10 protein-coding genes are annotated in these 12,815 nt (G+C 71.7%); 5 read left to right on the top strand and 5 right to left on the bottom strand.

Going from position 1 to position 12,815, the window contains the following annotated elements:
• Positions 1-1,677 (top strand): NB-ARC domain-containing protein (locus tag AB0L00_RS32320; protein ID WP_364440862.1); only part of this gene is annotated, 1,677 nt, incomplete at its 5' end.
• Positions 1,678-1,806: 129 nt separating this feature from the next.
• Here the strand turns inward: AB0L00_RS32320 and AB0L00_RS32315 are convergent.
• Positions 1,807-3,918 (bottom strand): MMPL family transporter, encoded by a 2,112-nt coding sequence (locus AB0L00_RS32315; RefSeq protein WP_364440861.1) that lies wholly within the window; start codon positions 3,916-3,918, stop codon positions 1,807-1,809.
• Positions 3,919-4,038: 120 nt separating this feature from the next.
• On the opposite strand from AB0L00_RS32315, the gene AB0L00_RS32310 reads away from it, so the two are divergent.
• The 4 genes from AB0L00_RS32310 to AB0L00_RS32295 all read left to right on the top strand — a co-directional run bounded on the left by AB0L00_RS32310 (position 4,039) and on the right by AB0L00_RS32295 (position 8,124).
• On the top strand, positions 4,039-4,806 hold the full coding sequence (locus tag AB0L00_RS32310; RefSeq protein ID WP_345359249.1) for a TetR/AcrR family transcriptional regulator C-terminal domain-containing protein: 768 nt from the start codon (positions 4,039-4,041) through the stop codon (positions 4,804-4,806).
• Positions 4,807-4,924: 118 nt separating this feature from the next.
• Entirely contained in the window at positions 4,925-5,188 is a 264-nt protein-coding gene (locus tag AB0L00_RS32305) for a hypothetical protein (RefSeq protein WP_364440859.1), read from the top strand.
• 92 nt (positions 5,189-5,280) lie between these two features.
• Positions 5,281-5,835 (top strand): helix-turn-helix domain-containing protein, encoded by a 555-nt coding sequence (locus AB0L00_RS32300; RefSeq protein WP_364440857.1) that lies wholly within the window; start codon positions 5,281-5,283, stop codon positions 5,833-5,835.
• A gap of 132 nt (positions 5,836-5,967) precedes the next feature.
• Positions 5,968-8,124, top strand: a complete 2,157-nt coding sequence (locus AB0L00_RS32295) for an MMPL family transporter (protein WP_364440855.1) — start codon at positions 5,968-5,970, stop codon at positions 8,122-8,124.
• A 69-nt stretch (positions 8,125-8,193) separates the two neighbouring features.
• Here AB0L00_RS32295 and AB0L00_RS32290 read toward each other — a convergent pair whose 3' ends face one another.
• From AB0L00_RS32290 to AB0L00_RS32275, 4 genes are read right to left on the bottom strand one after another with little or no spacing between them, the layout of a single operon-like run.
• The gene (locus tag AB0L00_RS32290; RefSeq protein WP_364440853.1) at positions 8,194-9,213 is read right to left on the bottom strand and encodes an LLM class flavin-dependent oxidoreductase; all 1,020 of its coding nucleotides are present in this window, start codon (positions 9,211-9,213) and stop codon (positions 8,194-8,196) included.
• Positions 9,210-10,946, bottom strand: a complete 1,737-nt coding sequence (locus tag AB0L00_RS32285; protein ID WP_364440852.1) for an ABC transporter ATP-binding protein — start codon at positions 10,944-10,946, stop codon at positions 9,210-9,212. Before AB0L00_RS32285 ends, AB0L00_RS32290 begins: the two co-directional genes overlap by 4 nt.
• Positions 10,943-11,866, bottom strand: a complete 924-nt coding sequence (locus AB0L00_RS32280) for an ABC transporter permease (protein ID WP_364440850.1) — start codon at positions 11,864-11,866, stop codon at positions 10,943-10,945. The genes AB0L00_RS32285 and AB0L00_RS32280 overlap by 4 nt, the downstream gene beginning before the upstream one ends.
• A complete protein-coding gene (locus AB0L00_RS32275) occupies positions 11,863-12,810 on the bottom strand; it encodes an ABC transporter permease (RefSeq protein ID WP_364440848.1) in 948 nt (315 codons plus the stop codon). The genes AB0L00_RS32280 and AB0L00_RS32275 overlap by 4 nt, the downstream gene beginning before the upstream one ends.
• Positions 12,811-12,815: the final 5 nt, after the last annotated feature.

Here is a 12,815-nt window from a genome sequence, read left to right as displayed (position 1 = left end):
GTCCTCATCGACGAACTCGGCCTCGAACCCTCCGCCCCCATGCAACGCCTCCACGAAGCACTCCTCACCGCCGACACCACCGAACCCGCCGACCAGGTGCCCTTCCCCCGTAAGGGTCCCGAGGTCCGGGACCCTCGCCCGAACGCAAGCGCGGCCGGCCGAATCACACCGACCGTCGGCGCGGCGGCCCGCGTCACCGGCGCTCATGGCGCCCCCGATCCCGCGGTCAACGGATCCGCGCGCAGGAACGGTGGCTCCGGCCCGATCCAGGCCGGCCCCGGCAGCACCGCGGCCCGCGCCACCATCGCGCAACGCGCCTCCGCGAGCGCCCGGGCCACCACCCCGGCCTATGCCTCCCCGCCCTTCGTCCCCGGCGGCGGAACGGTCACCGGCCGCGCGACCTCCCGGTCGGCCAACGGCGCGTCCGGCCGCGGCGGCGGTGAGCCGAGCAACGGCCGGGCCACCGACGAGGGCAGGGCGGGCGGGGTCGAGGCCCGGACCGGTCCGCAGGGCGGCGCGGCGGGCAACGGCACAGCCGCCGGCGGCGCCGACCGGAGAGAAAAGACCGGGACCGGGCGCCCCTCCCCCGCCCCATTGCGGACACCGGCGCAGCTCCCGCCCGACATACCCGACTTCACCGGCCGGGCCGGCACCGTCGAGCAGTTGCACCAGTACCTGACGACCCGCCAGGGCAACGGCACCACGGCGCGTACGATCGCGATCTGCGGCATGACCGGGGTCGGCAAGACCGCGCTGGCGTTGCACGTGGCGCATCTGCACCAGAGCGCCTTCCCCGACGGCCAGATCTACGCCGACCTGCACGGCGCCTCGTGCGACCCCGCGGACCCGGCCGACGTGCTCGCCGACTTTCTGCGCGCCGTCGGCATCTCCGACCAGCACATCCCCGCCGCACTCACCGAACGGACCAAGCTCTTCCGCACCTGGTGCAACCGGCGACGCGTGCTGATCATTCTCGACGACGTCCGCTCGGCGTCCCAGATCAAGGCCCTGCTCCCCGCCACGCCCCGATGCGCGGTCATCATCACCAGCCAGTGGACCCAGCACACGATCCCGGGCCTGCACGGCGTCGAACTCGGCCCGATGGATCCCTGCGAATCGCTGCAGTTCCTCACCCACATGATCGGGCGACCGCGCGTCGCGGCCGAGGAGGACCAGGCCTACAAGATCACCGACCTGTGCGGCCATCTCCCCCTGGCCATCCGCGCCATGGGCGCCCGTCTCGTCACGGCGCGCACCTGGTCCCTGAAGAAGATGGCCGACCTCATCGAGACCAGCCTCAATCCCCTTGACCACTTCCAGTACGCCGAGCTGGACCTCCGCGCGGGATACGACGCGGGCTACAACTGCCTCACCCCGCAGCAGCGCTCGACGTTCCGTCTCCTCAGCCTCCTGCCCCCGGACGACTTCACCGCCCAGACCACCGCCGGCCTGGTCGGTATTCCGCCGGACGCCGCCGAGGCCCAGCTCATCCAACTCGCCACGTGCCACCTGCTCGAGACCGGCACCGAAGGACAACAGACCACCTACCGACTTCACGCGCTCACGCGTCACTACGCGCGCGAACGGCTCAACAAGGAGTTCATCAAGCCCCAGACGATCGGCACGGGACCCGCCGTGCCCGTCGGGGCGGGCCGGTTGATCCCCACCTCCGGGTGATCAGGGCTGGTCGGTTCTCAGCGCCGCCCGTTCGGTCGGAGAGCGCCGCTTCGTCATGGGCGCGTGTGCGGCGAAGGCTCGGCAGGTCCCGGACCTGCCGGGCCTTCGCCGCGTACGGATGGGGTCGGCTCACGCGCTCGAGACCGGCAGGTCGGCCCGTTCGGCCGGGGCGTCGGAGCGCGCCAGCCGGCTGGGCCACCAGATCCGCCTGCCCAGGTCGATGGCCAGGGCGGGCAGCAGCAGCGACCGGACGATGACCGTGTCGAGCAGGACACCGAACGCCACGACGAAGCCGATCTCGGCGGTGCCCACGATCGGCAGGACGAGCAGCGCCGCGAAGGTCGCCGCCAGCACCAGTCCGGCCGAGGTGATCACCCCTCCCGTGACGGTGAGCCCGCGCAACATGCCGTGCCTGGTCCCGCCGATCCGCGACTCCTCCCTTACCCGGGTCATGAGGAAGATGTTGTAGTCGACACCGAGGGCCACCAGGAAGACGAAGGCCGCCAGCGGGAAGGACGTGTCCTCGCCCTGGAACCCGAAGGCCTTGTCGAAGAGGAACGCGCTGGCCCCGAGCGAGGCCAGGAACGACAGCGCCACGGTGACCATCATGAGCAGGGGCGCGACGACGGCCCGCAGCAACAGGATCAGGATCACGAACACCACCGCGAGCGCGATCGGCATGATCAGCTTGTTGTCGTGCGTCGCGGCACTGCGGGTGTCGATGAGCGAGGCGGTCGGTCCGCCGACCTTCGCCCGGCCCACCTGGTGCACGGCGGTGCGCAGCCGTTCGATGGTCCGCCGCGCCGCCGGGCTGTCGGACGGATCGGTGAGCACGGCGTTGTACTGGACGTAGCCTCCGGCGGTCCCGGTCGAGGCGACCTGGTCGGGCGCCACCCCCGGGGTATGGGCGATCGCGTCGTGCAGCTCGGTGGATCGGGCGGCGTCGCCGATCACCACGGCCGGCGCTCCGGTTCCGGCCGGGAAGTGGCGGGCCAGTACGGTCTCGCCGACCACCGAGTCGGGCTTGGTGACGAACTGGCCCTCGTTGGAGAGGCCGTTCGCCCTCAGTGACGTGAGGCCGAGGGTCAAGGCGATCAGCACCAACGTGGTGACCGCCCAGATCAGCCGGGGCCTGGCGCCGACCTTCCGGGCCACTCCCGCCCAGAAGCCGTGCTCGGTCTCGTAGGCGTCGGGGTCCTCGTACTTCGCGTCGAAACGCGGCACCCGGGGCCAGAAGACGCCACGGGGCAGGATGACGAGCAGTGCGGGCAGCAGAACCGTCATCGCGGCCAGCGCGAGGCCGACGCCGATGGCGAACGACGGGCCGAATCCGGCGGTGGAGTTCAGCTCGGCGAACATCAGGCACAGCATTCCGCAGGCCACGGTCGCGGCGCTGGCCAGGATGGCCGGTCCGGACCGGCGGAGTGCCAGCGCCATCGCCTCGTGCTTGTCGCGATGCCGGTGCAGCTCTTCGCGGTAGCGGGCGATCAGCAGCATGGCGTAGTCGGTGCCGACGCCGAAGACCAGAATGGGCAGGATGCCGGCGGTCTGGGCGCTCACCGTCAGCCCGGCATGCTCGGCGAGCAGGTAGAGGATTCCCATCGTCGCCGCGAGTGCGGTACCGACGACGAAGAGCGGCACCGCCCACAGAAACGGGCTGCGGTAGATGAGCAGGAGCATCACGATCACGACGATCCCGGCGGCGAGCGCGGTGATGCCAGAGATGTTCTGGAACACCCGGAACTGGTCGCCGGCCACACCCGCGGGGCCGGTGACGTGGACCGCGAGTCCCGGGGGCGCGCCCTTGAGAAGCTTGTGCGCGGCGTCGTCGAAGTCGACGACCTTCAGATCGTCGACGGGGATCAGGGTCTGCAGCGCCTGTCCGTCACTCGACGGGAGAGGCCCCTGGGCATGCCCCTTCACCCCCTTGGCCGTGGCCAGGGCGGCGGCGTCCGTTCGGGCGCGTTCCCGGTCGGCGGAGGTGATCCCGCCCGGGCGCTCGTAAACGATCACAGCGAGCGAGGTGTTGGTGCTGAAGTAACGCTTCTGGAGCTTGAAGACCTGTGTGGACTCGGCCTTCCCCGGCAGGAACGAGGTCGCGTCGTTGTTCTCCGCGTCGGTGAGCTTGCCCGCCATCGAGCCGAGCAGGAAGAACACGACGAGCCAGCCGGCGAGCACGAGCCACTTGGTGCGGCGGCCCGCCGGTATCGCGGCGAGTGATCGGGTGGAGTTCTTGACCATTGCCTCTCCTCGAGGCGAACACTGTTCAGTTGACGAACGTCATTCTTGCCCAGGCGATGAGGAGCGTCAAGCCATATCTTGAATAGGAACATCGTTCTGAGCAGGTACAATGATCAAGTTATGGAATCTGTTCGAGGCGGCCCGGCCGCCGGCGATGAGCAGGAGCCCGACGGTCTGCCCACCCCCGGGTGGCGGCCCGCCGCCAAGCCTCCGCGGATACCCCTCACTCGCGAGGCGATCCTGGACGCGGCCCTTCGCGTCCTGGACCGGGAGGGCCTCGAAGGCCTGTCGATGCGCCGGGTGAGCGACGAGCTGGGAACCGGCCCGGCCTCGATCTACGGGCACGTCCGCAACAAGGACGAGCTGCTCCAGCTCCTCCATGAGCGGGTGACCGATGAGATCAGGCTGCCCGAACCCGACCCGTCGCGGTGGTACGAGCAGCTCGAAGAACTCGCCGGCCAGATGCGCGGGCTCATGAACCACCACCGGGACATCGCTCGGATCTCCCTGGGCCGCATCCCCTCCGGCCCGACGATCGCCCGCTTCACCGAATGGCTTTTCCAGCTGCTGACCCCGGTGGGCATCCCGGACCAGACGATCGCCTACCTCGGTGACGTGTTCGGCCTGTACGTCGGCGCGTTCGCCTTCGAGGAGGGCCTCGGGGTGGCGTCCCCGATCGGCGAGGACCTGCCGCCCGACCAGATCATGGACATGTTCCGCGGCTACCTGCAGTCCCTGCCCGCCGACAGGTTCCCCCATGTCCATCGGATGGCGGACGCCCTCTTCGACACCGACTTCGACGCGCGCTTCACATTCGGGATCGACCTCCTCCTGCGCGGCCTCCGGACGTACGCCGAAGACGCACCACCCCCTTCGACCGAGACGTGAGCCAGGGCCCCGGACGGACCTCTCGCCGGCGGCCCGCCGGGGTCCAGCGATCCTCGACCGGCCGGATAGCCCGTCCGGCGACGCTCGGGTGCAGGATCTCGTCACCGAAGGGCCCTGCATGCGAAGAGAAGATCGGGAAAGTGGGGCCCTGCGGCGGATCATGCGCTACCTCCAGGCAGGCATGATGCTGATGGGCGCGTACGCCTGGCCGAGTCCCGAGGCGTACTTCGCCCTGCGCGCCGCGGCGGCCCGCCAGGAACCCCACAGGCCGCCCGGACGGCCGCACCCGGAGCGGATCACCTCCTACGCCGACCTCTCCCCCGCGGAGCGCCGCCTTCTCGCTGAGCTGGAAGAGCAGCTCGACCGGGAGAGCGAGAAATAGTCCCCGGACCTCGCCAGCGCGGGTGATCAAGGCCACAGCCTTTTCCTGTCCGATCGGTCAGTTCTGACCGATCGGACAGTTAAGGTGGATACATGTCCCGGTCATCCACTGGACTCCGCGACCGGCTCCTCGCCTCCGCGTTGACGTTGTTCGTCCAACACGGATTCCGTGGGACGTCTCTCGCCGACATCGCCGCGGACGTCGACTGTTCCAAGGCGTCCTTGCTGTACCACTTCAGCAACAAGGAGGCGATATTGGCCGAGTTGCTGCTGCCGGTCGGCAAGGAACTGGTCGCGCTGGACGGTCGGCTGGCCGGCCTGGCCGGCGAGGCGATCCCGGAGGCGGCGGTCTGCGGGGTCGCCGACCTGGCCGTACGGTTCCGGCAGGAGTTCAAGCTGCTGTTCGACAACATGTCCGACGCCGCCGCTCTCCCGGAGCTCCGTCTCCAGGGCGTGGACGGCATCGGGCGGCGGCTCGTCGTCGCGATGGCGGGCGGCTCGTCCGAACCGCAGGACGACGTCGCCGCCCTCATGACCCTGGGCGGCATGTTCGTCACCGGTGCCGCCGATCTGCCGCTGGACGACGAGACCTTGCGCGAGGCGCTGATCGGCACCGCACTGCGGACGATCGGCCGCGCTCGCGGTTGAGCCCCTCATCCCGGCCGTCACCGACCCACCTGATCGCCCCGACCGCTCCCCACCCGGACCGCGAGTCCGTACCGCGCGGCCGTTCCCCGCTGCCGCTCTGCCCGATCTCGAAGAACGAAAGGCCTCCCTCTCATGGCGAGTCTGCTTTACCGGCTCGGCCGCGTGTGCTTCCGGCGCCGCGGCCGGGTCATCGCCGTCTGGCTGCTCCTGCTGGCGGTGCTGGGTGGGGCGGCGGCCGCGTTCAGCGGTTCGACGACCAACGATTTCCGCATGCCGGGAACCGAGTCGCAGCGGGCGCTGGACGCCCTGCGGGAGCAGTTCCCCGCCGCCGGCGGCGCCACCGGCACCATCGTCGTCGCCGCCCCACCGGGCGGGAGGCTGACCGAGGCACAGGTCTCGCCGATCGTCCGGCAGGCCGGCGCGATCCCCGGCGTGGTCGCCGCCACCGACCCCTTCCAGGCCCGGTCGGTCTCGCCCGACGGCCGCTACGCCCTCGTCCAGGTCCAGTTCGCCGCGCCGATCGCCGACATCACCGACGCTCAGCGCACCGCGTACAAGAAGATCGCGCGCGAGGGCGGCGGCCTGCGGGTGGAGGTCGGCGGCGACGTCGCCAAGAACAACGGGGGCGGGGAGGCCACCGAGGGGATCGGCGTGCTGATCGCCGCCGTCGTCCTGCTCATCACCCTCGGCTCCCTGGTGGCCGCCGGGATGACCCTGCTGAACGCGCTGCTCGGCGTCGGCGTCGGGATGGCCGGGCTGTACGCGCTGACCGGCGTCATCCAGCTCAGTTCCACCACTCCGATACTGGCGCTGATGCTGGGCCTGGCCGTCGGCATCGACTACTCACTGTTCATCACCTCCCGCTACCGCCAGTACCTCCTGGACGGGATGGCGGCCCCCGAGGCGGCCGGGCGGGCGATCGGCACCGCCGGATCGGCCGTGGTCTTCGCCGGCGCCACCGTGGTCATCGCCCTCGCCGGCCTGTCGGTGGTCGGCATCCCCTTCCTGGCCGCCATGGGCCTGGCCGCCGCGGCCACCGTCGCGGTCGCCGTGTTCGTCGCCCTCACCCTGCTGCCGGCGGTGCTGGCCTTCGCCGGCGCCCGGGTCCTGCCCCGCCGCCACCGCGCCGGCCGCGTGGGCGCCCACGAGAAGGAGGGGTTCGCGTACCGGTGGGGCCGGATCGTCACGCGTTCGCGCGTGCCGATTCTGCTGGCCGGAGTGCTGGCGCTCGGCGCGCTGGCCCTGCCGGTGACCGACATGCGCCTGGCGCTGCCCGACTCCGGCACCGCGGCCAAGGAGTCCGCCCAGCGCAAGGCGTACGACCTGATCAGCGAGGGGTTCGGCAAGGGCTTCAACGGACAGCTCATCGCCGTGGTCTCCGGCCAGAACCCGGCGGCCGCCCGCTCCGCCGCCCAGCAGACCGCCACCCTCATCGGCGGCGTCCACGGCGTGCGGGCCGTCGCCCCCGCCCGGTTCAACCAGGCCGGCACCACCGCCCTGGTGGCCGTCATCCCCACCACCGGCCCCAGCGACGCCGCCACCGAGGACACCGTGCACGCCATCCGGGACAGGGTGGCCGCCGTCCACGGCGCCGATGTCGCGCTGACCGGCACGACCGCGGTCGGCATCGACATCTCCGAGACGCTCTCCAGCGCCCTGCCCGTCTACCTGCTGCTGGTCGTGGGCCTGTCGATCGTGCTGCTGATGCTGGTCTTCCGGTCCATCCTCGTACCGCTCAAGGCCGCGGCCGGGTTCCTGCTGACCGTCGGGGCGACCTTCGGCATCACCACGGCCGTCTTCCAGCAGGGACACCTGGCCTCCCTGATCGGCGTCGACACCCCCGGCCCGCTGATCAGCTTCCTGCCCATCATCCTGATCGGCATCCTGTTCGGCCTGGCCATGGACTATGAGGTCTTCCTGGTCTCGAAGATGCGCGAGGACCACGTCCACGGCGACAGCCCGCGTCAGGCCACCATCAACGGACTGGGCGCCAACGCCCGCGTGGTCACCGCCGCCGCCGTCATCATGATCTCCGTCTTCGCCGGATTCATGATCACACCGGACCCCATCATCAAGTCCATCGGCTTCGCCCTGTCCATCGGCGTGTTCATCGACGCCTTCATCGTCCGCATGACGCTCGTACCCGCCGTCATGGCACTGCTCGGCCGCGCCGCCTGGTGGCTGCCCCGCCGCCTGGACCGCGTTCTGCCCGACCTCGACATCGAGGGAGAGCGGCTGCGGCACGAACCGCAGAGCGAGGAGAGCCACTACGCCTACAGCGGCCGGTAGCCCACGCCCGGGGATCCGGCGGGACGAAGGGGGCCGCTGGCCGAGGCCCGCGCCGGCGGCCGCCGTCGGTCACCGGACGTCCTCGGCGGGCCGCCAGCCCAGCTCCGGCGCGATGAGCGTGCGGACGTCGCGGAGGATCTGCGCGTAGTCCCGCTCGTCGAACTCGTAGGGCAGCTCCAGGCGCAGCTCGGAGACCGCGGCCACGGCGCGGTCGGCGCGCAGGCGTTCGACGATCTCTTCGGCCGTGCCGACCAGGTCGGGCGCGAAGAGGATCCGCCGCTCCCCCTGTGGCTTGAGGGTGCGTTCGTGCCGGCTCGCCGCGTAGCGGCGGTAGCGTTCCCGGGTCGCCGCGTCCGCGCCGTCGAGCGGCACGACGACCCGGCCCAGCGCCACCCGGCCGGGCCGGCCCGGAGGCAGGAGGCGGCGGTACTCCGCGATCAGCGCGAGTTGCGCGGTCACGAAGTCGTCGCCGCCCTCCCCCTGGACGATGTTCCCGGTCAGCAGGTTCAGCCCGTGCTCGGCGGCCCAGCGGACGGACCGCAGGCTGCCGCCGCCGTACCAGATCCGGTCGAGCAGTCCCGGACTCCGCGGCTGCAGCCGCGGCCGCTGGACGTTCCCGGGCGAGTGGATGACGGTGTCCGGGCCGCCGAGGTGGTCGCCGCGCAGGTTGTCGATCAGCCGGCCGATCCGCCCGTACGACAGGTCGTAGGAACGCCAGTCGCCGTCGTGCACCAGGTCACCCAGCAGGTCGGCGTGCGGCATCCCGGTGCTGAACCCCGGTTGCAGCCGGCCGCGGGCGAGCACGTCGACGGTCGTGAGGTCCTCGGCCAGCCGGAACGGATTCTCGTAGCCGATGGGGATCACCGCGGTCCCCAGTTCGATGCGCGTGGTGCGCTGACTCGCGGCCGCGAGGAACACCGCCGCCGACGAGACGCCGTGCTCCAGGTGCCGCTGCCGGATCCAGCCGCCGTCGAAGCCCTCGCGCTCGCCGAACTCGAACAGCCGGAGCGTCGCCTCCAGCCCGGCGTACGGGTCGTCGTCGGGATAGTTACCGGGGGTGAGGAAGGAGAGCGAACGGATCGCGGTCATGCGTCGGTTCCGGCGGTGGTCATCTCGGCTCCTCCAGTCGACGTGCGCCCGGGGGCGGTTCCGGCGCGTGCTCTCCGGCCGGGGATGGCGGCCAGCAGTTCGCGGGTGTGGGGGTGTGCAGGGGTGCCGAAGATCTGCTCGGTCGGTCCGGTCTCGACGACGCGCCCGTCTTTGAGCACGGCGACCCGGTGCGCGATCTGCCGTACGACGGCGAGGTCGTGGGAGATGAACAGGTAGGCCACGCCCATGTCGGCCTGCAGCTCGGCGAGCAGTTCCAGCACCTGGGCCTGGACGGAGACGTCCAGCGCCGAGACCGGCTCGTCGCACACGACCAGGTCGGGTTCGAGGGCGAGCGCGCGGGCGATCGCGACCCGCTGACGCTGCCCGCCGGACAGCTCGGCCGGCCGGCGGTCCAGTGTCGCGGCCGGGAGGGCCACCCGGTCGAGCAGCTCCCGCGCGCGGGCCGTGCGGGAGGCCCGGTCGCCGATCCGGAAGGCCCGCAGCGGCTCGGTGATCACTTCACCGATCGAGAACCGCGGGTCCAGTGAGGCGTACGGGTTCTGGTAGACGAGCTGGGCGCGGCGCCGCAGCCGCCGCAGCGCCGCGCCGCCGACGGCGGTGACGTCCTCGCCGTCGAAGACGATCCGCCCCGAGGACGGCTCGGCGAGGCGCAGCACCAGACGCGCCGTGGTCGACTTGCCGGAGCCCGACTCACCGACCAGGGCCAGCGTCCGGCCGCGATGGACGGTGAGGCCGACGTCGTCGACGGCCCGCACCGTACGCGCGGCGCCCCGCCCCTGCGGCAGCGGGAACTCCTTCACGAGATGCTCGGCGACGACCAGCGGCGCCGTGCCGTTCGAGCCTGTGCCGGACGAGGCTGTACCGGACGAAGAGGCGCCGGACGAGGAGGCGCTCGCCGGCCGGACGCGTGGCCGGACGGCGGTGATGCTCGGCGCGCTTCGCAGCAGCCGGCGGGTGTACGCGTCCTGCGGGTCGTCGAGGATCCTTCGGGTGGGACCGGCCTCGACCACACGTCCCTGGGACATGACGACGATGCGCTGTGCCCGGTCCGCGGCCACGCCGAGGTCGTGGGTGACGAGGAGGACCGCGCTGCCGAGTTCGCCGGTCAGGTGCTCGAGATGGTCGAGGATCCGGCGCTGCACCGTGACGTCCAGCGCGCTGGTCGGCTCGTCCGCGACGATGAGCTCCGGCGAGGCGGCGACGGCGATCGCGATCAGCGCGCGCTGCCGCATGCCGCCGGACAGTTCGTGCGGGTACTGCCGGGCGCGTACCTCCGGGTCGGGCAGGCCGGCGCGTTCCAGCACCTGGACCGCGGCCGCCGACGCCGAGCGGCGGGTGGCCAGGCCGTGCAGGCGCAGCACCTCCGCGACCTGCTCGCCGACCCGTTTCACCGGGTTCAGTGACACGGTCGGATCCTGCGGCACCAGGCCGATCCGCACTCCGCGTACGGCGCGGAGCGCGCGTTCGGGCAGCCGGGTGAGGTCCTGGCCGGCGAACCGGATCCGCCCGGCGTCGATGACGGCGTTGTCGGCGAGCAGCCGGGGAACGGCGTGGGCGGTCGTGCTCTTGCCGGACCCCGACTCGCCCACGAGCGCGACGATCTCACCGGGGTGTACGTCGAGGTCGACGCCGCGTACGGCCGTGAGCCGGCCGGTCCTGGTGCGGTAGGAGACGGTCAGTCCCCGGATCTCCAGCAGTGGTACCTCGCTCATGTGGCCCTCGCGAACTCGCCGTCCAGCGCGCGGGCGATCCGGTTGGTGGCGAGCACGGTCGTCGCGATGGTCAGCCCGGGCAGCGCGGTCATCCACCAGGCGTTCGCGAGGTAGTTGCGCCCCTCGGAGATCAGGGTGCCCCACTCGGGCGCCGGTGGCGCCGCGCCATAGCCGAGGAAGCTCAGCGCGGACACCGCGAGGATCGCCGTCCCGAAGTCCAGCGTGGCCAGCACCAGGACCGGGCCGATCGCATTGGGCAGCACGTGGCGGGCCAGCACGCCGGACCAGCGCACTCCGCAGGAACGGGCCGCCTCGACGAAGACGGCCTGGCGCACCCGCAGCACCTCGGCCCGCATCACGCGGGCGAACGTGGCCACGCTCGCCACGCCGACGGCGATCGCGACCTTGACCGTCCCGTAGCCGAGCGCGGTGACGATGGCCAGCGACAGGAACAGCGCGGGGATGGACAGCAGCACGTCGACGAACCGCATCAGCACGTCCTCGACCCAGCGGCCGACGAACCCGGCGAGCAGGCCGAGCAGTCCGCCGAGGACGAAGGCGACCGCCACCGCGATGAGCGTCGCCTTCAGCGAGAGGGCGGCGCCGTGCACGACCCGGGCGTACAGGTCGCGACCGAGCTCGTCGGTGCCGAACCAGTGCGCCGCGCTCGGCGGCCGGAACGCCTGTGACGGCGTCCCGGTGAGGGGATCGCGCGCGGTGAACAGGCCGGGTCCGAAGGAGGCCGCGCAGACCGCGGCGACCAGGAGGATCGACAGGAGAAGCCCCGGGCGGCGCAGCAGGAACCGGCCCGTACGCGCGACGTCGAACCGGCGGTACGCGGTCCCGCTCCCCGTACCGTGCCCGACCGGGCCGCCGAGGGCGGCCTCGGCCACGAGGTCCTCGTCCGGTGTCCGGTTCATGTGAGTCTCCAACGGCTGTGGCCGACCACGACGATCCGCGGGTCGAGCAGGGGATAGATCAGGTCGACGGCCAGGTTGACGAGCACGAAGACCAGCGACCCGAAGACGATGACGCCCTGGACCACCGGGAGGTCCTGCGTGGCGACCGCGCTCGCGGTGACCCGTCCGAGGCCGTTGCGGGAGAACACGGTCTCGACCACCACGGAGTTGGCCATGAGCTGCCCGGCCAGCACCCCGACGACCGTCAGGGCGGGCAGGGACGCGTTGCGGAGCGCGTGCCCGAGGTGGACCCGTACCCACCCGGCGCCCTTCGCGCGCGCCGTCTGCACGTACGGCTCGCCCAGGGCGGTGAACAGGCTCTTGGACAGCACCTGGGCGATCATCGCGCCGCTGAGGATCGACAGGGTCACGGCCGGCAGGACCAGTCCGCGCACCCCATCGTTGCCGAAGGCCGGGAACAGGTGCACCCGGAACGAGAACAGCTCCACCAGCATCAGCCCCACCCAGAACGTCGGGACGGACACTCCCAGCGGCGGCAGCGCCAGCAGTGCCTGCCGCAGCCGGCGCAGCGGGGCGTAGGTCGCCAGCAGCGCCAGCCCGCCTCCGAAGATCAGCGCGAGCACCAGCGCGGTGCCGGTCAGCTCCAGCGTCTGCGGAAGCGCCTCGGCGATGGTGGAGGTGACGGACCGGCCGGTGGCGACCGAGTCGCCGAAGTCGCCGCGCACCGCCTTCCCGAGGTAGTCGGCGTACTGGACCGGTACCGGCTTGTCGAATCCGTACTGCGCCTTCAGCCGGGCGAGCTGCGCGTGGTCGACGGTCCCCTGGTCGGCCCCCTGGCCGGCCATCGCCGACACCGGGTCGCCGGGCAGGTAGTCGAGCACCAGGAACGACACCGTGTAGGCGGCCCACAGCACCCCGACCGCCTGCGCGAGACGTCTCAGCACGTAGC

The sequence above is a fragment of the Actinoallomurus sp. NPDC052308 genome, from assembly GCF_040679195.1.
Classification (GTDB): domain Bacteria; phylum Actinomycetota; class Actinomycetes; order Streptosporangiales; family Streptosporangiaceae; genus Actinoallomurus; species Actinoallomurus liliacearum.
The sequence above is the reverse complement of the archived record's forward strand: the minus strand, read 5'-3'. Positions and strand labels throughout refer to the sequence as shown.